The organism is Flavobacterium sp. MFBS3-15, from assembly GCF_026107645.2.
GTDB lineage: Bacteria > Bacteroidota > Bacteroidia > Flavobacteriales > Flavobacteriaceae > Flavobacterium.
The window spans coordinates 91,684-113,202 of sequence record NZ_JAPCHV010000004.1 but is presented as its reverse complement, the minus strand read 5'-3'; the positions used below and the strand labels follow the sequence as shown (position 1 = coordinate 113,202).

Genomic DNA, 21,519 nt, shown 5'->3' with positions numbered 1-21,519 from the left:
TTCTAATGAAGATATTGCTTTTGGGTGAATATAGCAGGTTTCATAACTCACTGAAAGAAGGACTGACCGAAATGGGACACAAAGTGACACTCGTTAGTGATAACGATTTTAAAAATTATCCCGCCGACATCTATCTTTATGCTTATTGGTTTAAAGACATTTATATCCTCAACAAAATAAGACAAGGCATATTCAGGATATTCAAAACAGATGTGGCCCAATGGGAAACGGCAGTCCGCTTTTACCTGATGCGTAAAAAATTCACAGGCTATGATATCGTACAAATGGTAAATGAGTATCCCATCCAAAGTACTCCTTACCTTGAAATGAAAATGTTGGGATATATCTTTAAAAAAAATAAAAAAGTGTTTGTTTCGTCTTCAGGTGATGATTACATCTGTGTTAAATACATGCTCAGTGGTAAACCAAAATATTCTGTTCTTACACCCTGCAAGGTAAACCCAAACGCTACACATTGCAAATACACCCTAAAATATGTAACTAAGCCCTTCAAAAAGCTTCATGAATTCGTCTTTGAAAATGTTCATGCTGTGATACCCGGCGACATGGATTACGCACTCCCTTTGCAGGGGCACCCGAAATCGACAGGTCTCGTTCCATTCCCTATCAATTTGAAAAAAAATGCTGTAGTGGAGGTGCCATCTCCTATAACCTCAAAAATCATGATATTTCACGGCATTAATAAAGTTAATTATTACAAAAAAGGGAATGATTTCTTTGAAAAGGCCCTAGACAATGTTAAGAATAAATATGGCGACCGCATAGAAGTAATTACTACATGGTCGGTTCCCTACGAAACCTACATTACACTCTACAACAGTTGCCATATCCTGCTGGACCAGATCTATGGTTACGATCAGGGGTACAATGCCCTGGAAGCCATGGCCAAGGGGAAAGTGGTTTTCAGCGGTGCCGAGGACGAATTTATGGAACATTACGGGCTAACCCAAAGCGAAAGGGTTGTTGTAAATGCCATTCCCGATGTACAGGCTATTGCGGATGAATTATCTTTCCTGATAGAAAACCCCTCGGAAATTGTTGCCATGGGAAAAAGAGCACGGGCTTTTGTAGAAAAGGAGCATGACCACGTAATGATTGCTAAAAAGTATTTGGAAAAGTGGGGGCTTTAAGATATTAAAAACAACTGCTTCCTGAAATAACCTGCCAATACTGCCAAATACACTGAATAGGTCAACAAATGTGCCATAACAGCGCCCTCACTGGCATATAGCGAAGCAAAATAAGATGCAGAAACATACAATATCGCAAAAGACATTATTTCAGTAATAATAAATATTTTTATATGTTTTTTTGCCAACAGTTCGTATCCAAGAATCAAAGAGCACACTTTAAGAAAATCGCCCGACAGTTGCCAGATGAAAAGGTTTTGCATGGGCAGGAACTCATCTGAAAGTACTGTGCGGATAATAAAGTTCTTTAGAAAATAAATTACAATAAGCCCAAATGCAAATACAGGTACTATACCTCTGTAATAGCTCCGGAAAACCGAGCGTGTTTCTGTCGGGGTTTTAGCCTGCGAGAGGCCCGGAAGAAAGTAGAGTGTGAGGAGTGTAGATACAAACAGCAGGTAAAATGACGATATACGATTCATTGCTTCCCAGTAGCCCGCCTCATGGTCACCAAAAACCTCAATGAGATTGTTTCGTATAGACAAGTAGATAACAGGGCCGAGAAGGGCAGATATCAAAGCCATGCCACTATAAGAAAACAGACCTTTCAAAACTTTCCTGTCAAAGTGCTTCCATCTTAAAAAGGGAAGACGGGGAAAAATGCGGTATAACAGGTAAAACGATAAAAAGAACATGATCGACGGATAGAGTATCAGGCCAAGGAACGCACCTGGTACGCCAAACTTCCATATTAGCAGAGCCGAAAGCAGTACTCCAACGATGTTGCCCCATATGTTGATGCTCACGACCTGCCTGTATTTTCCAAGTCCGTTGAGTACCGCAATAAAAATAAGGTTACCGGTATACCAAGGCAGGGAAAGCGCAAGTACCCGAAATACCCAGGCATATTCTTCGGTCTTTAAAATCCATTTACTCCACAACAATGCAGGAAAAAAAAGTGCAACGCTAAATAAAAGGATGGTAATAAGTATTGAGATAAATACAGTGCCCAATGTCCGAAATAGCCTTTGCTCCTCGGCGGCGTTCTCAGCTGTATATTTTATAATCCCATTCTGGAATCCTAATATGGAAAAAGTATCTACAGAAGTAAGAAAATTGCGCAGGTTGCCCGTGAGTGCCATCCCGGATGGCCCAAGGAACCTTGCCGTCATTACGGATGCCAGCAACCCGCCGGCAATGCGCACAAGCACGCTAACTGAGTTGAGCGAGGTCACTTTGAATAGGTTAGTTTTAAATATGTTCTTTATAAGGTTTAACAATCGCTATTAATGGTTTAAATCAAAAAATCTCTCAAAAGATTAAAATTTCGGGTTTCTACTTCATAAAAATCCTGAACTATGGTACGCGCGCCAAAGCTCTCTTTCCAATAGCTCAAGCCGCCATTTAGCTTCGTTCCCTGGTCTTCATTTGAAATGCCAAAGTCAAAATATTTTTTTTCTGCAAATACATTATTTATCAGGTGGCTGTACAAAAAATCCAGACTGCCTGTTTCATTTTTACCTGCCAATGCCGATGTGTATTGGGAGTGCGCAACAGTATCGGTTACAAAAAAAGTCGTCCCTGCAACAATGTCATTATCTTTATACACATTGAACTGCCTTATATTATCTGGAAAATTTCGATGAAGCTTTATGATTTCCTCTGCAGTGTGAACCGGAGCGGCATCATGTTTACTACGAAGGTTCGGAATGAGGACTTTGCTCCAAAACAGTTCAAACGCGGGCTCCTCTACTATTCTCAGCCCATTCTTCATGCCTCGTTTTACTCCGTCTTTCCTGTCTTTAGATAACTTTAAAGGATTTTCAGTTACGATTACAGCCAGGCTGTCTCTCCTTACAAGATTGGCTTTAGCAAGAAAAAGTGCATAACTTAGCTCCTCAGCAGGGCTTTTGTGATAAATAGACGGTACCAGTTTTAAGTAAAGTTTTTTAACCCCGTTGGCATGTAAAAAAGTTAACACTGCTTTGAAAATCTGCACCACTGCAGCGAGCTTCACTTTTTCTCCATAAATAAGGCCTCCGTAAGTAAGCCCCTGATGGGAAAATAAAGTATCACCTTCAATATTAGCCGGAAGTACTGCTATAAGATTCCCTGTTTCAAAAATAAGGAGTGAATAATCCCTAAAACGGTCAGCGTGGTACTCCAAAAAATCCCGTTGGAACAGGAATGTAGCATTTTTAGCTTCTGTAATAAAGCTATTCCATGCCAAAGCATCTTTACCGTTATATTTACGCACAGTATACGCCATAGCTTAATGTTTATCCCGCACTACTTTACCATTTTCATCAATCAGCTTATATACGTCATTGAAAATGCTTCCCAACCTTATATTGTAACTCTCATTTTTTTCAAGATGGTTAATGTACGAAGTATTTTCTGCAAGGCAAGAGAACAGTACCCTGAAGACATTTACGTTGCTTTTTAAATTTTCGTCATATTTGGCGTTGTCTAATCCCACCCAGCGTATTGCAGCAAGGTTAGTGAAGGTAGATCGAACAAGGCTCTCATCTTTTGTACTGTATAGCTCATCGTAGGTATCAATACCTACCCACCCTCCATGGTCGGCAAGGATTATTATCAGGGCATTGGGATCTTTATCTTCAATTTGAGCTATAGCTTTTTTTAGCCATAGGTTAGCTTCCTGCAATTTTTCAACATAAGCATCTCTTTTTGCTTTTTTCCCCTCATCACCATATAAATGTACATGATGCGGCAGCACACGCTCCACAAATACAAACTTTGGCTGGCCTCCGGACGGAACATTAGCGAGATCGGCAAGGACATCCCTCGTGAGCTGGGGACGTGGAATTAAATAGGGTATGTCGTCTTTATTTATATTATAATGATCATAAATTCCATGGGTTTTATTCTGCTGGAAATATTCATCCTGTGCCAGTAAAAAAGTCTGGTATCCATTATTTTTAAATATATTAAGTACATTATTTTGCAGGATGACCTCACGGGCGTTTGGCATCTCTTCGGAAGGGAAAAGCATTGCGTCAAAATAATGGTGCTTCATGGCAAACATCGACGCGTTGGATGCGAGGCTTGCCGGGTAATTGCTCCTAAAATCATCGTACACCTTAAATCCGTTACTTTCAAGCCACTCGTAAAAACCATTTTGATAGGAAAAAGGCGGTTTTTCCATTACTTTCCTGCCTGCATAACCATCGGGCTGTATCATGTAGACATTAGGCTTGTGCCTGAACTTCACACTGACTATGTCATCCGGCTGTTCAACCCAATACAGAGGCCTGATATCTTCATATATGTGTACTGCTACTTTAAACAACGGTATGAGCGACATAACCATAATTAGTGCCAGTAGCCTCTTATAATGGTTATATAGCTTAAGCGATAAAAGGCACAACAATATCAACAGGGCCAACAATACTTTTTTCTTAAAAGTAAAAAACATTCCATATGAAAGCAGCGTTGCCATGACCATCACAGCAAGGACAAACAGCAAGTGCCTGCGGAAAGGTTTAAGCTTCCCTGAAAGTCCAAAACCAATATATCCCAAAACCGTAACTGCAATAGCGGGGCCTACAAGCATAAGGAAGAAAAATCCGGCATGCTCCCATGTATTGATTGTTGTATAATTATTACTATAGAAGAAGAGGAATGGATAAAAGCCGAAAATGAACCCAGCCAGCAATGGCACATCCTTAGGACTGTCGAAAAAAAAATTTAGCTTGTCTTTCATTGAGCTGTCATTTTATTTTTTCAAATATAATACTGCCATCATCATTAATATATTTATAAACCCCGGCAGGATCTTTAAGTTTTATATAACTGCCATCATTTTCCATATGTTCAAGATATTTTTCTTCACCGCTTAAAAAAGAAAAAACAGTCCTGAAAAGGTTAATTGATGTTTTCATTTCCTTATCATACACCTTAGCCTTAGTATTACTCCATCTTATAGCAGTCTGCACCCCAAATATTGAATAAATCTGATTCCTGTCCGTTATTTTTATCAGGCTTTCATCAGTACAATTCATTCCTGCAAATCCGCCATGGTCGGCACCTACAATTATAATAGCACCCGGATCATTAGAAGTAATATGCTCAATCACCTTTTTAAGCCACGAATTGGCCTGCCGTAATTGATCCAGGTAATCGCGTGTTTCATTGATTGCTCCTTTGGAGTCACTAATGAAATTAGGAATATGTCCTGGGGTGAATTTTTCCAGGAAATAAAAATTGCCTGAAGTGCTGTTATCTTTCATTTGCACTTTAAGATCTGCAAAAATATCCTTTTTTGTATCCAGCCCGTCTTTTATATATGGCAACTCCACTTCACGTATATTACAGTAATCATAACCCAAACCAGGCCTGTTAACAAGCAGATAAGATTTTTCCGTTATGAATGAACTTCGGTATCCATTATTCCTTAGTATTCTAAGTACTGGATTATCGTTCACAATCACATTGCGGGCGCCATAAAATTCAATGTCACTGGCAATGTAATGGTGTTTCATTGCAAAGGTGGCTGAATTGGACAACAAGGTTGAGTTGTAATTTGACCGGAAATTATCATAAAGCGTAAAGCCTTGCCGTTTCAGGAAATCTTCATAATCGCTGTTATCAAATCGGTGAATGCTGTTTTTCAGGGTAGTGAAACTGGTATATCCATCAGGCTGAATATAGTAAATATTAGGTTTTGATCTGAATACAACCTTTTCAATGTCATCAGGCAAATTTTTCCATTCATCCGATGCAGTTGCAAACTTGTATGCAGCACCCGCTATAGGCCTTACGTTAAAAAGCGATATTAAAAATAATATCGGTATCAATGCTTTATAGTACTTGCTGAATCTAAATGACAATAATAAAGCTACAGCAAGCACACCTGCAAAGAAATACAGGTTGTTTTGATTAAGTGTATTTAACTGAAGGATAAAAAAGGCAAAAAAGGCAATGGAGCTTACAAACAAGAATGGCCTAACAGACCTTGAAAGTTTCAGCAAGTTCAGAAATTTATAGCCCAGCAACAATGAAATACAAGGAATAATAATATAATACCCAACAAAAAACAATAGCTGCTGCCATGAATTGGCCAGGGCGAAGTTCTTAGAATAATAAAACAACAGCATGTAAAATCCAACAGCAAACCCGGCCAGCAAAGGGGTGTCCTTGTCTGACTCAATGAAAGCCAAAAGCCTGTTACGCAGTTTTTCCAGCATGCTATTTCCTTTTTAAAAGGTACATTGTCCTTTCGGTATTCGGTATCTGCTGCTTTTCGATGACATCGAAATAAGCGGCATAATCCTTTTCAAAATTCTCTTTATTGTAATAATCAAAATGGTTCAGGAATTCGCGCTTGCTCTTCAGCAGGAAATCTACCCAAGAGTCACCCCTGTCCGGGAACTCGATGATGAGGTATGGCGTAAGGGAAGCAAACATTTCAGCCGACATCGCAAACGGCACATTGCCGGTAAGCGATATATGATGTATAAGCGCAAGTGCCAAAGACACATCATATTTATTTTTCCTGATACGTTCCTGTAAAGAGGCACGTTCAGCGTTATTGAAGCCAATACCCGGGACGGGATTTAATAAGTCACTCACTAATGGCACTATGTTAGTCTCCTTATTCTTCAACACCTGCAGGTAATTGTGGTTTACGGCATTCGGGTCAATGTCTGCTACCAGCAGCTCATCGGCAATATCTTTCAGCTCACGCGAAAAGGTACCGTCGTTGCCACCCAGGTCTACCGCCTTTTTGGCGTTGATGGACTGGTACCATTTACGCACCAGCTTCTTTTTATGTTCAAAGGCCTCAGCATCGTAGTTGGTTATGGAGTAATAATCCCTCCACTCGGTATTTTCCTTTAGTTCCAGCCCGTTGATGTAGCTGTACAGCGAGTCGATTATTTTTTCCTGAGACTGCTTCGATATTCTGATTTCCTTACCGTTACCGGATATTTTATCATCGCTGTATTTCGCATCGTATTTCGCTGTAAGGAAAATATTAGTGTACAATATAGGGTTAAACCTTGCGGTAAACGGAAGCAGCTTTGCCGCCTTTTGAAGCGTTATACCGTCAATGTACTGCGCCAGCAGCTTGAGCATGTCGTTACCGTAGTATTTCGCCAAAACAAGCGGCGCCAAAAAATGCATCAGGAACTGCTTGTATGCACGCCAGGGTTCGCCATCCTTATATATATCAAATGAAAGGCTGTCCACAAACATCGGCTTACCTTTATGAAACGTAACATTGAATGCTGTGGCATCCTTCAGGGTATATCCGTTTTGCAGGCAGTATTTTTGCAACTTAAGCGTATGGAGCGCGGCGTGCTTGTACTGGCTGAAGCTCCATTCGTACGGATAGGAAAAAAAAGGTATGGCTTCCGGCTTCATTATTATAGCGTCACCATGCGAAGAAACCTCCTCATGCCGTACCAGCAGCCCGGCATCAAAAAGCTTTTTGTAAAAACCGCTATCGGTTAGCGATCGGTATTGCCCAAAATAAATGGGGTTTACCTGCCTCAGGAGGATACCGTCCTTCATAAACATGAAACCCGACGGATCCCTGAAGGAGGAGGCATGCCTATTTGCTGTCTCCGCCATCCTTACTTTCTTCAATGTCAATGTCACCCATCAGGCTGTCGTCTTTCTTTTTACCAAAGAACGACTGTATGCCGTACTTAATCCTTTTGTAAAAAAGCAATACGCCGGCACCAACGGCCGCCACGGCCTGTGCCACAAGGGCGCCTGTTCCCGGATCAAAATATAAAGGTAGTATACTCATAGCTGTTTTGTATATAACGGGTAAAAATAGAAAAATTATTTGGCACATCCCATTTCATTGTTCAATTATCAACGCCCATTGCTAAATGCCTGTTCTATAAGTTAAAAAATTGGGGGTTAGTAAATAATTGTTAATTTTAAGCAAAAAAAGAAAATTGCAGTGAAAGAAAAATTACTCACCTTACTTTTTGCGTTGATAGCTTATGGTTCTTTCGGACAGGACATCAGCCTGTACCAGCAGTTCAATGGACGGTACGACTTTACGTTTGTGGGCAACACGCTCAACCCGTCCGAGAACAACATCACGCCTACCTGCACCATCAATACCTCATCGTCGGCCAACCTCAACCTGGCTCCGGGCAACAATATAATTGCCGCCTACTTGTACTGGGCGGGATCGGGAACAGGCGATTTTGACATACTGCTCAATGGCCAGCCGGTGACGCAACAGCGCAATTTTCCGCTTTCCGCACTCAATACCGATGGCCAGACCCGTGCCTACTTCAGCGCCTTTGCCGATGTTACGGCACAAGTGCAGGCAACGGGCAACGGCGCATACACCGTATCGGAACTCGACCTGACCGCATGGATTTCCGATCCGCTGTATTGCGGCATCAAGACCAATTTTGGCGGATGGGCCATCATTGTTTTTTATGAAAATGCCTCCTTACCCCTCAACCAGCTTAACCTGTATGATGGTTTGGAGTACGTACCTACTGCCATCAACATTACACTGCCAAGCCTCAATGTAATTGATAATGTTGGTGCAAAAATTGGTTTCGTGGCATGGGAAGGCGATGCCGGCCTGGCTGTTACCGAAAGCCTCACTATTAACGGCAATGTACTTAGCAATGCGATAAACCCCGCTAACAATGCTTTTAACGGAACCAATACCGAGGCCAACCTGAGCAATATGTACAATATGGACCTGGATGTATACGACATCCAGAACAATATAGCCATAGGCGATGAATCAGCGGAGATAGCCTTACAATCGGGACAGGACTTCGTGATGATCAATGCTATCGTGACCAAGCTCAACAGCCAGTTGCCCGATGCTACCGTGGTTGTGGATGACATTGCCAAAAGCTGTAATTCACGCACCATCAATGTAGATTATACGGTAAGCAACGTAAACAGTACCGACCCATTGCCTGCGGGAACAACAGTCGGGTTTTACATCAACGGCGATCTGGTGGCAACAGTAGTTACCACGACAGAACTACCTATAGGCGGCAGCGAAAGCGGTAGCATCAACATAACAGTGCCCAATAGTGCTCCTGCCGACTTCGAACTATTGCTCATTGTAGACCATATTTCTGCGGTAACAGAAACAAACGAGGCCAACAACACTTTTATAATTAACGACTCGCTTTGGCTCAACCCAACGCCCAACCCTGCCGATATTACCATTTGCGAAGACCCCTCTGCACCCGGTACGGGCGTAGTCGACTTTTCGGAATATGAGCAATCATTAAAGGAAGATGATACCGACATTGTGAGGTTCTTCCCTACCCTTCAGGCGGCCCAAAACAATACCGGCAACATTACGAACCTCACGTCCTATCCAATGAGTGCATCGCCTACGGAAATATGGGTACGTGTCGAAACAGCTAATGGATGCGTAGGTTATGGCTCATTCCTTGTTTTTGTTGACGACTGCCAGTTTCCTGATGCACGCATCGTCATCGATGATATTGCACAAGCCTGCGACTCCCGCATCATTACAATACAGTTTACAGTAACCAATACCAACAGTGTCGACCTACTTCCAGCCGGGACTACAGTCGCTGTTTATGCTAATAACACCTTTCTGGGCGTTACGACGACTTTAGCAGACATCCCTGTAGGAGGAAGCGAGCCGGGAAGCATTACCGTGACCATTCCTGCCGGCATACCACTAAGCTTTAATTTACTGTTGCGGGTAGACCACAATAACCAGGTAGACGAAATTAACGAGGGTAACAACACGGCCTTACAGGCTGTGACGCTGTGGATATCGCCGGTACTGCAACAGCCCGCCGACATTACCGGTTGCGAGACCTTCAATGGCTCGGGCATAGGTGAGTTCGATTTTTCAGCTTATCTCCAAACGCTGAAAAATAACCCTACCGATGTCATTACCTTCCACACTACCCAGGACGACGCAATCAATAACGTATCGGAAATTGATAACCCCGAAGCGTACCAGGCCGCACACAACACCGAAATATTCGTGCGCCTTACCGATGCCAACGGCTGCTTCGACACCGCGTCCTTCCGCCTGCTCATCATCGACTGCTACTTCCCCGACGGTGTGGTGCAAATAAACAATGTAGCCCAAAACTGCGATTCACGTACCTTCACAATCAATTATACGGTTAGCAACCCGGATAGCTTTGACATCCTCCCGGCAGGGACGCAGGTGGCCATTTATGCCAATGCCACACTGATCACCGTAACAACAACCCTGGCAGACATCCCGATTAACGGTACCCTGCCTGCAACCATTACTATTGACATCCCTGTCTCGATACCTTTGCTGTTCAACCTCACTTTTGTAGTGGATGACAACGGTACGGGTTCCGGATTGGTAGTGGAGACCATCGAAACCAACAACTCATTTACACGCAATTCGGAAATATGGATCTCGCCGGTAATGGCACAGCCTGCCGATATTACAGCATGTGAGACTTTTAACAACTCCGGCATCGGGCTGTTTGATTTTTCGTCTTACCTGACTTCGCTGAAAGACGATCCCGCCGATGTGGTTACCTTCCATACCTCTCAGGAAGATGCAAATACCGGGGATAATGACATTGACACCCCGGAAGCATACACATCCAGCGGACTGGTTCAGGAAATCTATGTGCGGCTTGAAGATGTAAACGGCTGTTTTGATACGGCATCCTTCACGCTTACCGCGGTAGATTGCTACTTTCCTGATGCAACCGTAACCATCGATGACATCTACAAGCAGTGCAACTCGCGCATACTGCATGTACACTATACCGTACACAACACCGGTAGTGCCGACATACTGCCTGCGGGTACGCCAGTGAGCATCTACGTAAATGGTGAATTCCTCGACTACACGGAAACACTGGAAGATATCGCCATTGGCGAAAGCGAGAGCGGCTTTATACTGCTGACCATCCCTATTGGCGTACCCCTGGACTTCGAACTGACATTTGTAGCCGATGATACGGGCGACGGTAGCGGTATCATCGTTGAGGCTGACGAAACAAACAACAGCTTTACGCAGCCGGCTAATCTTGTGCTTTCTCCTGTGCTGCAACAGCCTGCCGACATTGAAATGTGTGATAAAGGCTTCGGGCTGGCAACGTTCGATTTTTCGGCTTATGCAGAATCACTAAAGAATTACCCTGACGAGATAGTAACTTTTTACCTTACCCAGCAAAATGCCGACCAGGACATTGACCGCATATACAATACTTCGCAGTTTGTAACCACAGAGAATCCGCAGCGCATTTATGTACGCCTGTTCAATGGCACATGCCATACCACAGCATCGTTCCTGCTGAAGACCAAAAAGTGTGCTCCCATTACCTACAACTATGTAACCCCGAACAATGACACCTATAATGACACCTTTTTTGTGGAAGGCCTGCGCAATGTGTTCCTCAACTTCAGGATGACCATATACAACCGCTGGGGCAACCTTGTGTGGACAGGAGACCACAATAAAGAGGATTGGGATGCCATCGCCACAGTAGAAAAGGTGGGACCCGAAGGCACTACCGTTCCCGTAGGTACCTACTATTTTGTACTGGAACTTAACGATCCTGATTTCCCGGAGCCTATTGTGGGCTGGGTGTATGTGACGAAGTAATTTCAGATTTTAAATCAGATTGAGATACCCTCGTACCTATAAACATTATGAAAAAAGCAGTATCGCTGATTTTATTGATTACTCTTACCGCCTGCTCTAAAAAAGAATCAGGCGATATCCCTTTCAATGCATTTGTATTTTCAGTAGATGCCATGCGCCAGAATTTTTCCCTTAAAATCAATAACAGCGACACGGTTTATCTACAGGACAGGGACATTAGTACAGGGGAATTCCGGAATTTTTATACCCTGGTTGAAAAACCTTTACGAGACACTTTGGTCGCCATTGCTTCGCGCATAAATTTTGCTGAATATGGCAGCGTTTACAATGATGAAAATCTTATGGACGGTGTCGGAATAAAACTATACAGCAAGAGAGGTAGGGTTGAAAATTCGGTATATTGGTATGGAAAGGTGCCATCGGATGAGCTTGGTGCGGCAGCCGATAAACTTTACACTTTAAAAGGACAAATGCATTTTAAACCCTATCACAACAATATAGATTGTGGCAATCTCGACGAGATAAGACTTCCTCCATGGCCGAAACCTACGGATATCCAAAATAAAAATCGTAAAGCGTAATTTTCTATTGATTCTTATGAAATTAGCAATCCTGATATTCACGTTATTCCTTACCGCGGCTTATGGCCAGGGACTTCCGAAGCCTAAAGAAATAACAATGAAGGTTTCTTTATCCGATTTTCAAAAATCACCCATTGATTGTGGCTGCTTTAAAACCGCCAGTATTTATAAGGCTACGATAAAAGACTTCCATAAAATAAGTTACGGAGAGGATATACTCCTATTTGTAATTTGCAAAGCGGAGCAATACCCGCCTCACGAATCGATTTTAAATGATGAAGTGTATATTACCGTATCGGATTATAATTTGGAAATAACAGAATCATTAATATTTAATTTTAGTGGCTATAAAGATGATGAAGTTAAAAAACTGACGATCTACAAATTGATTTCCATAAAAAATTCGCCATATTGAAATCTCTAAAATAACTCATAACCTCTGTTCAAAAAACAAAAACCTGCAAAGCCATAGCCTTACAGGTTTCCTGTTAACTAAACTCAACTTAAAGCTTATCCAACTGGTTCGTTTTCTTATCATCGCTGATGGTCCAGAAGAAGCCCACAAAGATGAAGCGGTCTGCTGCCTGCCTTACCGCCTGCCTTGCATACATACCGTCGGCACCCGGGTTGTTGGCATAGGTATAGCCGAATACATTATCCGTCCCCAGTACGTTGGACACTGAAAGATATAGTATCTTTTGGTCGCTTACGAGATATGCCCAGCTCAGGCTCAGGTTGTTGTAGCTTTTTGTTTTACTGTTCATAAAGGCTGTTTCATTGGGATTATCGTACGGCCTGCCGGAGTTGAATGTGTGGGTTATTCCCAACTGGGACCTCAGGTCGGTAATGAAATATTTGGTCACTACAGAAAAATTGTGGTTAGCGATGTAGCCCGGCGTTACGCTGGTTTCGTAATTCCTATAGTCCCTTTTGCTGTCTATATAGGAATAAGACACCCAGTAATCCAGGAACTTTATGGACTTGCTGTCCCTCCAGAAAAGATCCAGGCCGCGTGCATAGCCACTACCGTTGTTATTGAACTGCGAATTATACTGCACCACAGGCGTATCGTACTTCACCAAGTTGTCGTACTCCTTGTGGTACAACTCTGCACGGAAGTTGCGCCCATCGGCATTGTACATATAATTGAAGATGTAATGTGCGGTTTTCTCATATTCAAAATCTCTGAAATACTTTACATAATCGGCCTTTGGGGTCTGGTAAAAGTCACCATAGGCAAGGGAGAACTGGCTTCTGTTGCTCACTTTGTAGGCGAGTGCGGCCCGTGGCTCAAAAGTACCTTCACGTAACAGCGAGGAATGCGAAGTCCTCACGCCAGCCTTGAGGGCAAAGTTTCTGGTAAAGGTAAAGTCTGCCTCAGCATAACCTGCAGCTATTGAGTTATTGTAACCGCTGTTGAAAGTAAACCCGTCGGGCTGGCTATAATCCTCATTGAAATCGGTAATGAAATAATCCCCGCCGAAAGTAAGCCTTATCCTGTTGCTGAACTTCTTGCCCAGCTTCAGCTTCATGTGCGAGCTATGTTCGCCGTTGGTGACCTCGTCCGGCCCTAAATTGATTCCGTTATGGCTATATCCGTAGGCAACTCCGGTATGGATGGTCCATTGTGTGCCAAACATCCCTTTATAGGATGCGTTGGTGTAGAAATTGTCGTTGGCCATGTCTACACGAGTTGGATCTCCAGGCCTGTTAATATCCTTCTGGTTAAGGTCAAAAGTCGCATGGTCGAAGGCGGCATACACTTTTAGCATCCCGCTTTCGAATTTATAGCGGTACACAGTTTCGCCGGCAAGTGAACGGTAGGGTTTGTTCCAGTCTACATTCTGCGGTACAGCCCATTGGTAGGGTGCAAGGTCGGTATAGGCCGCGTTGAAGCTAAGCGAACTCTTATCCCATTTTTGGGTATTGCCAAGGCCGAGGCCCACTGTCATGAGTGCAATGTCGGTTTGTTCCTGGGCGGGCTCTTCTATCGTATTGAGCAGCAGCACACTGGAAAGTGCTTCGCCAAACTCTGCCGAATAGCCGCCGGTAGAAAACGTCATCCCACTGAACAGGAAGGGTGAAAAGCGCCCTCGGGTCGGGATGTTGTTTGCAGTAGCACCATAGGGTTGTGCCACACGAATGCCGTCTACAAAAGTCTGTGTTTCATCACTTTCGCCGCCCCTGACAAACAGCCTGCCGCTCTCCCCTACCGTTTGTGTACCGGGCAGGGTGTTGAGCGCCCCCACGATATCGCCCGCGGCACCAGCTGTGGTTACTATATCCAATGGCTTGAGCGCATTGATCTTGCTGTTATCGCCCGCGCTGAAAGTACCTGCGGAGATGATTACGGCATCAAGGGTATTTACATTATCCTTCATCGTGAATGTCTTAGGCTGGTACTCCTCCACAACAATATTCACCCTTAGGTCTTCCATGGTAAGGAAGGTTATGACCAATACCTGTGCGCCTGTTTCTGTAGTTTCGAAGGAAAAGGTACCATCCTCGGCTGTGGTGGCCCCGTCGTACGTACCGTCGATGAAAATGTTGGCAGCGGCTACAGGCTGTCCCTTTTCGTTGGTTACAGTTCCCGAAATTTTGGTTTGTGCCTGAAGCGCCAGACCGGCTAAAAGAAATAGGATTGTAATGATTGGTTTCATCGGTTGCTTTGTTTTGATGGGTCAAAGTTGCAGCAGAAAAAGCATCATTCATAAAAAAGGTTACCGAATTGCAGGATTTTGGTGATGAGTTGCGAAATATTCCACAGTAGAAATCATCCCGATTTGAAACATAAATTATTTAACACCATATTTAGCACTGTTTTACGTGCATAAAATAGTCCTGTAAAGTACCTTTGTGATTATCATCCTTATTAATTACAATGCCTGACTATTCTATCCGTAAAATTTATCCTTTTGTAAAATACCAAAAACTTATCATAGCATCGCTTATTATTGGCTTTCTTGCTGCCTTCCTGGCGGTATCGCTCAAGAAGATGACCGACCATTATGAAGAAGTGCTGTTTGCCCAGTCGCAAAACAACATTATATACATCCTGTTGTTCCCGCTTTTCGGACTGTCGCTTATTTACATCCTGAGGCAGTACCTTTTTAAAAAGAAAGAGAACAAAGGCATCAAGGAGGTTTTTGAAAGCACAGCAACAGGCAAAGGGCTTCCATCGTACAAGATACCGTCGCACTTTATCAACGGGCTGATCACCGTAAGCTTTGGCGGTAGCACGGGCATTGAAGTATCTACAGTAGTTTCATCGGCAGCCATTGGTTCATTGGCACAGGAAAAAGAAAAATTCCTTAAAAAATATAAGTCCGAATTGATCTGCGCGGGCATAACCGCAGGCATTACCGCATTGTTTTGCACGCCTTTTGCCGGGCTGCTGTTTGCCTACGAGGTGATTGCAAAAAAACTCAGTAAAGTGTTTGTCATTGCCAATGTCCTTGCCGCGGCCATAGCCTATGCCTTCGTCCTGCTCATTGGCGAAAAACCGCTATTTACCATCAACATCACGCAATGGCATCTGCACGCAGCGCCGTGGCTCGTGATGTTGGGCGTTCTGTGCGGGCTTAACGCGGTGTATATGACCAAGTGCGTGATGTTCTTTAAAAAGCACTCGCAAAAAATTGCCAGCCACTACCACCGCATATTGGTAGGTGCAGCCATCATCAGTGCCCTGATCTTTATACTTCCCCAACTGTACGGGGACGGCTACCATGCCATACGCGAAAGCATCCGCACAGCCAATACCGCCGCACTGACACTTTCCGGCACCCTCATCTTTTTGGGCATATTGCTTTTAAAGCCGGTAATCACATCGGTCACACTTTCGGCAGGCGGCGACGGAGGGGTATTCGCTCCCAGTTTGTTCATTGGGGCTTTTTTGGGACTTTTTACCGGTGCTGCGCTCAATACCTGGTTTGATGCAGGCATTATCCCCATCAACTTTATGGTAATGGGCATGGCCGCAATGCTAAGCGCCAGCATCCACGCGCCATTTACGGCACTATTCCTCATTTGCGGGTTAGTAGGCGACTACACACTGTTCCTCCCTGTGCTCATTGTGTGCCTTATCTCAAAATATACAGCACAGGCCATTTATCCCCATACCGTTTACAGCCTTTCGGCCAATAAGCAATGATATGCCTACAGAAAAAATAAAACGCACTTACCGCAAGGCACGCTATGTGGTATACAAAGAAACACTTGTAGACTTCAGGGAACATTTTTGGGCTTTTTTAGGTTCTTTTATGGGCCTTGGCACTATTGCCTTCATAGAGTACAGGGCAATGCCGGAGCAGGATTTCATATTCCTCATCGGTTCTTTTGGCGCATCGTGCGTGCTGGTATATGGTGTCATTCAAAGCCCGCTGGCACAACCCCGAAACCTTATTGGCGGCCATGTCATTTCTGCATTTATAGGAGTAACGGTGCAAAAGCTGCTGCCCGATGTAACCTGGCTGGCAGCGCCTTTGGCTGTATCGCTGTCTATAATCGCAATGCAGATTACAAAAACATTGCATCCGCCGGGCGGCGCTACGGCACTGATAGCTGTTACTGCCTCTCCTCAAATAAAAGCCATGGGGTATTGGTATGTGCTTACGCCCGTGCTTACAGGAGCTTCCATACTTCTGGCAGCGGCACTTATATTTAATAACCTTACAAAAAACAGGCAATACCCTTCCGATTATACGGTTAATAAGCTGAAACGGTTCGGAAAGAGGTTCAAAAAGAAGCCGCGAATTAGCTAGGTTGCATCATCATTTTGTATTTTTACAAAAAAAGATCATGAAAATACCATCTGCTTATCTTCCTGTAATGCCTTACCTCATACTGGACAAGGCTGTCGAATTTCTTGAATATGCCAAAAAAGTGTTCAATGCTGACGAGCAGATGATTGTTCCCGGCGGTGAAGGCCGTGGCATAATGCATGGTGAAATAAAGATACACGATGCCGTAATCATGTTTGCGGGCAGTACCCCTGACTGGAAGCAGAAAACGGCAGGAATGTTCCTTTTCGTTGAAGACCTGGACAGGGTATACAATGCCGCAATTGAACAGGGAGGCACATCCCTCCAAAAACCGGAGCAAAAGGAATATGGCTACTCGGCAGGGTTCGAAGACCCGTTTGGCAATCAATGGTGGATTACGCAGGGGTAAATTCCAAACAAAAAATTCCAAATGACAAACTTTTTGACGTACAGAAGTTTGTCATTTGGAATTTGTTGTTTGGAGCTTATTTGAAATTTGCGATTTGAAATTTGGAGTTTTTAATCTTACCTTTGGTTCTTCTAAAAACAGAAAGTTATGGTTTATAAATTTAGGGTAATACTGGACACGGAAGAGGACATTTTCAGGGATATTGCTATCCTTGACGAAGATACGCTCGAAGACCTGCACAACGCTATTGTAAATGCTTTTGGCTTTGACGGGCTTGAGATCGCCTCATTCTACACGTGTGATGACGAATGGACACAGGATGAGGAAATACCTTTGTTTGATACCGGAGACACCCCGGGCGAACAAAAGACCATGGCCGACTATATACTGGGCAGCACGCTGAATGAAGAGAATAAAAAGATCATCTACGTATATGACTTCCTGAATATGTGGACCTTTTTTGTAGAGCTTGCGGCAGTTGAAGAAGCCGAAACCGGGGTTGCCTATCCTGAACTGCTTTTTGCCCACGGCGAAATGCCTGCCAATGCTCCCGATATCGCTTTTGGTGCCGACGGGGCTGAAGATGACCTGTATGGTGAATTTGATGATGATTATGATGAGGAAGACCTCGACATGTTCGACGATGATTTCAACGTGGGAGGCGGGGAGTTTGATGACCATAATTGGAATTAAAAAAGTTGCAAAGTTACAAGTAACAAAGTTGCAAAGTTTTAAGGGCCAGCTTCAAAAGATATAATTCAAACAATTTAATAATAACTAAATAGTTGCAGGTACTTTGCTACTTTGCAACTTTGAGACTTTTCCACTCACACAATGATCAACCTGTTTAACACTCACATTGAAAGCCTGTCAGTACACCGCGTAGGCAACAAAAGCCGCAACGAGGCCATATTTTTATCAGAGCAGCCATACGGCCTTAACGACGAGATCGTACCGCTGCTTAAGGAATATTTCTTCAAGCCATTCCGTGACAAGGAGGAAAATTATTTCCAGTTTGCCCACGATGTGCATTTGGACTACCACGACATGTATAACTTCGCCTCAGAGATATTTACAAATCCATCGACGGTACATGAAGTTTCCAAAAAAATAACAAAGCACTTGTTCGAGCAGTCAAACCACCCGCATATCAAGAACGGGGAGGTTTATGTCGCATATTTTACCCACCTTACCATCGATAATAACCCGGTAGATGCTATAGGTATTTTCAAAAGCGAGATCAAGACCGACTTCCTCCAATTCGAGGAAAGGGGAAGCAACCTTGAAATCATGCTACAGCAGGGCATCAACCTGAACAAGCTCGATAAGGGCTGTATCATCTTCAATTACAAAAAAGAAGAAGGCTACAAAATACTGACCATCGACAGCAACCGCTATGATGCGCGTTACTGGCTGGAACACTTCCTTTCGGTAGATGCCTTCCAGGACGAAAACTTCATTACTAAAAAATACCTTAAGTTCTGCCAGGATTTTGCTAAGGATGTGGTACTTCCTGCCGAAGATAAAAAGGAGGAAGTGATGTTCATGAACCGTTCGGTAAACTACTTTGCCAAAAACGACGACTTCGAAGAAACCAGCTTCCTTAATGAGGTATTGGACAACCCCGACCTTATACCTGAATTCAAGCATTATAAAGAAGAAAAAGCGCCGAAATACAGCATTGAGGACGTAACTTCCTTCCCTATTGCCAATGCCGCAGTAAGCGATGCCCGCAGGAAAATGAAGAACGTGATCAACCTTGACACCAACATCCAGATAAAGCTCGACTTCATTAACCCTGAAAGCGCCGAGAAATTTGTAGAAAAAGGCTGGGACGAAGAAAAGCAGATGTATTATTATCTTGTATATTTCAATAAAGAACAAAAAGGTTAATTAGTTTATTTGTTGATGCGTTTATTTGATAATACAGCCCTTAAACGCATCAACAAATAATCCCATCAACAAATAAACTTCCTCCGGCCTCTTTTTTGCTGTTAAATCCTTCGTAAAATATACTAACGGTGCCTATTTTAGGTTTTTGTTAGGTTTATATTTCCTAATTTTCACGAATATTTCGCTTAAACAGGGATGGCCTTAAAATTTAAATTGCTGCTGCTATTGGCATTCATTGCCGTTGCCCCTGTGGCGGCGCAGGTTCCTGTACAAAAAGACACCGTAAAGGAGAAGCAGGACAAGATGTATAAAAATATTGAAAACTTTTCCAAGCGGAAAAACTTCACCAAATTTATACACAAGCTTATTTTTAAGCCCGTCAAAAAGCAAGAACTCTCCCAGCGACGCAAAAAGACCAAAAGCCGTACACCTGAAATGACCATCAATTACACTAAATTTGAAGGCAGGATTGTACGGAACATCAATGTTGAAACACTCGACCCATTTGGCTATTCCATCAATGACACAACGCAAAAACCCGAAGCCTGGCTCGAAAAGTTCGGAAACGGTATCCACCTAAAAACTAAAGTACTTGCTGTAAAAAACCTGCTGTTGTTTAAGCGCAATCAGCCTTTAGACTCACTGCTTGTGCAGGAATCGGAACGTTTGATACGAAGCCAGCGCTATGTAAGGCGTGTTACCATACGCCCTGTACCCATTCCCGGAAGTAAAGATTCTGTAGATGTAGACATACGTGTTCTGGACTCATGGAGCCTTATACCAAATGGTTCTGCATCGAGTTCGGGTACATCATTAGAGCTGACAGAAAGAAATTTCATGGGATTGGGACACGAATTCCGGAACGAATTCGACAAACGTTTTGATAGCGGCCAGACAGGGTATCTGGCCCGGTACACGATACCGAATATTATGAATACCTACATCAACACCACCGTTAATTACCAGATATGGAAAAGCGACAACTCACTAAAAAGCGTGGGGGTACAGCGCAACTTCTTCTCGGCCTACACCAAGTGGGCAGGCGGCGTGTATTTTGAGTCGCGGCTCGAGCGGGATTCACTTCCCAATGCCAACCTGGAATGGTCAATGCAAGACTACCGTTCGGATGCGCAGGATTACTGGGCGGGCTACTCCTGGAAAATCTACAAAGGAGATAGCGAGGAAGAACGAACTACAAGGCTGGTAACTACGGGACGCTTTTTTAACCAGCATTATAAAGAACAGCCTACCGTGGAATTTGACTCCATAGGATTTTATTCTGATGAAAAGCTGTATCTGGCAAGCATAGGTATCACATCGCGAAAATTCGTACAGGACAAATTTCTGTTTAATTACGATATTGTTGAGGATATCCCGATAGGTAAAGTCTATTCCCTAACTGCAGGAATGCAGGACAAGAATTGGGAACGACGGCTCTACCTGGGCGGACGATATGCGTTTGGTAACTACTATGACTGGGGCTTTATGAGCGCTAATGTAGAGCTGGGATCTTTCTTTTACGGTAATCGTACTGACCAAACCACCCTCAAGCTGGAAGGCCTCTATTTTACCGATATTAAAGAATGGGGTGAATGGCGGTTCCGTCATTTTATCAAACCGGTTATCGTACTTGGCGACAACCGATTCCCCATCATTACCGACCAACTGAGCCTTAATGGCGATACCGGAATAATGGGCTTTAACAGCCGGACGCTCCTAGGTACTAAAAAAGCGCTCCTTACATTGCAGACACAAGGCTACTCCCCATGGACCCTTTTTGGATTCCGCCTCAACCCTTTTGCTAATGTTACACTGGGTGTCATAGGTGATGAGCAGCACAAGCTCTATGAAAGCAGGCTGTACAGCAAAGTAGGAATAGGGCTTCTTGTTTATAACGACTACCTTGTTTTTAACAGCTTTCAGGTTTCATTTGCCTACTATCCAAGTATACCGGGTGAAGGGGACAGCATTTTTAAAAACAATACGTTTAAAAATACCGACATAGCATTACCAGATTTCCAGATTGGCAAGCCTGCGGTGGTGCCTTATGAGTAAATTTCTATTTTCTATTTTCTATTTTCTATTCGTCTTTCATCTCTCATCTATTATCTAT

The 21,519-nt window shown here is 43.5% G+C and carries 17 protein-coding genes; 10 read left to right on the top strand and 7 right to left on the bottom strand.

Annotated features, from left to right (window positions below):
• The first annotated feature begins 5 nt into the window (after nucleotides 1-5).
• The gene (locus tag OGH69_RS05475; RefSeq protein WP_265173445.1) at nucleotides 6-1,151 is read left to right on the top strand and encodes a glycosyltransferase; all 1,146 of its coding nucleotides are present in this window, start codon (nucleotides 6-8) and stop codon (nucleotides 1,149-1,151) included.
• Here the strand turns inward: OGH69_RS05475 and OGH69_RS05470 are convergent.
• Genes OGH69_RS05470 through OGH69_RS05445 form a run of 6 tightly spaced genes read right to left on the bottom strand, consistent with a single transcriptional unit; the run spans nucleotide 1,148 to nucleotide 7,929 of the window.
• Nucleotides 1,148-2,431, bottom strand: coding sequence for an O-antigen translocase (locus OGH69_RS05470; RefSeq protein WP_265173444.1), 1,284 nt, complete (start codon nucleotides 2,429-2,431; stop codon nucleotides 1,148-1,150). The two genes, OGH69_RS05475 and OGH69_RS05470, sit on opposite strands and share 4 nt — an antisense overlap.
• Before the next feature lie 14 nt (nucleotides 2,432-2,445).
• Nucleotides 2,446-3,420: a GNAT family N-acetyltransferase gene (locus OGH69_RS05465; protein WP_265173443.1), complete on the bottom strand. Its 975-nt coding sequence runs from the start codon at nucleotides 3,418-3,420 to the stop codon at nucleotides 2,446-2,448.
• A gap of 3 nt (nucleotides 3,421-3,423) precedes the next feature.
• A complete protein-coding gene (locus tag OGH69_RS05460) occupies nucleotides 3,424-4,878 on the bottom strand; it encodes a sulfatase-like hydrolase/transferase (protein WP_265173442.1) in 1,455 nt (484 codons plus the stop codon).
• Nucleotides 4,879-4,885: 7 nt separating this feature from the next.
• Nucleotides 4,886-6,361: a hypothetical protein gene (locus OGH69_RS05455; protein WP_265173441.1), complete on the bottom strand. Its 1,476-nt coding sequence runs from the start codon at nucleotides 6,359-6,361 to the stop codon at nucleotides 4,886-4,888.
• A 1-nt stretch (nucleotide 6,362) separates the two neighbouring features.
• The gene (locus OGH69_RS05450) at nucleotides 6,363-7,748 is read right to left on the bottom strand and encodes a class I SAM-dependent methyltransferase (protein ID WP_265173440.1); all 1,386 of its coding nucleotides are present in this window, start codon (nucleotides 7,746-7,748) and stop codon (nucleotides 6,363-6,365) included.
• Complete coding sequence (locus OGH69_RS05445; protein WP_265173439.1) at nucleotides 7,729-7,929, bottom strand: hypothetical protein; 201 nt, start codon at nucleotides 7,927-7,929, stop codon at nucleotides 7,729-7,731. Before OGH69_RS05445 ends, OGH69_RS05450 begins: the two co-directional genes overlap by 20 nt.
• A 159-nt stretch (nucleotides 7,930-8,088) precedes the next feature.
• On the opposite strand from OGH69_RS05445, the gene OGH69_RS05440 reads away from it, so the two are divergent.
• Genes OGH69_RS05440 through OGH69_RS05430 form a run of 3 tightly spaced genes read left to right on the top strand, consistent with a single transcriptional unit; the run spans nucleotide 8,089 to nucleotide 12,756 of the window.
• Nucleotides 8,089-11,760, top strand: coding sequence for a CARDB domain-containing protein (locus OGH69_RS05440; protein WP_265173438.1), 3,672 nt, complete (start codon nucleotides 8,089-8,091; stop codon nucleotides 11,758-11,760).
• 47 nt (nucleotides 11,761-11,807) lie between these two features.
• Nucleotides 11,808-12,341 carry a hypothetical protein gene (locus OGH69_RS05435; RefSeq protein WP_265173437.1) on the top strand — a complete coding sequence of 178 codons (534 nt, stop codon included), beginning with the start codon at nucleotides 11,808-11,810 and terminating at the stop codon, nucleotides 12,339-12,341.
• Nucleotides 12,342-12,357: 16 nt separating this feature from the next.
• A complete protein-coding gene (locus OGH69_RS05430) occupies nucleotides 12,358-12,756 on the top strand; it encodes a hypothetical protein (protein ID WP_265173436.1) in 399 nt (132 codons plus the stop codon).
• Between the two features lie 88 nt (nucleotides 12,757-12,844).
• Here OGH69_RS05430 and OGH69_RS05425 read toward each other — a convergent pair whose 3' ends face one another.
• The gene (locus OGH69_RS05425) at nucleotides 12,845-15,001 is read right to left on the bottom strand and encodes a TonB-dependent receptor (protein WP_265173435.1); all 2,157 of its coding nucleotides are present in this window, start codon (nucleotides 14,999-15,001) and stop codon (nucleotides 12,845-12,847) included.
• Nucleotides 15,002-15,222: 221 nt separating this feature from the next.
• Here OGH69_RS05425 and OGH69_RS05420 point away from each other — a divergent pair, with 221 nt between their 5' ends.
• The 6 genes from OGH69_RS05420 (at nucleotide 15,223) to OGH69_RS05395 (ending at nucleotide 21,461) form a co-directional block, all read left to right on the top strand.
• The gene (locus OGH69_RS05420; RefSeq protein WP_265173434.1) at nucleotides 15,223-16,494 is read left to right on the top strand and encodes a chloride channel protein; all 1,272 of its coding nucleotides are present in this window, start codon (nucleotides 15,223-15,225) and stop codon (nucleotides 16,492-16,494) included.
• A gap of 1 nt (nucleotide 16,495) precedes the next feature.
• A complete protein-coding gene (locus OGH69_RS05415; protein WP_265173433.1) occupies nucleotides 16,496-17,104 on the top strand; it encodes an HPP family protein in 609 nt (202 codons plus the stop codon).
• A 37-nt stretch (nucleotides 17,105-17,141) separates the two neighbouring features.
• Complete coding sequence (locus tag OGH69_RS05410; protein WP_265173432.1) at nucleotides 17,142-17,513, top strand: VOC family protein; 372 nt, start codon at nucleotides 17,142-17,144, stop codon at nucleotides 17,511-17,513.
• A 147-nt stretch (nucleotides 17,514-17,660) separates the two neighbouring features.
• Nucleotides 17,661-18,206, top strand: coding sequence for a plasmid pRiA4b ORF-3 family protein (locus OGH69_RS05405; protein ID WP_265173431.1), 546 nt, complete (start codon nucleotides 17,661-17,663; stop codon nucleotides 18,204-18,206).
• A gap of 141 nt (nucleotides 18,207-18,347) precedes the next feature.
• The gene (locus tag OGH69_RS05400) at nucleotides 18,348-19,406 is read left to right on the top strand and encodes a nucleoid-associated protein (protein ID WP_265173430.1); all 1,059 of its coding nucleotides are present in this window, start codon (nucleotides 18,348-18,350) and stop codon (nucleotides 19,404-19,406) included.
• Nucleotides 19,407-19,601: 195 nt separating this feature from the next.
• Nucleotides 19,602-21,461, top strand: a complete 1,860-nt coding sequence (locus OGH69_RS05395; RefSeq protein WP_265173429.1) for a BamA/TamA family outer membrane protein — start codon at nucleotides 19,602-19,604, stop codon at nucleotides 21,459-21,461.
• Nucleotides 21,462-21,519 lie beyond the last annotated feature (58 nt).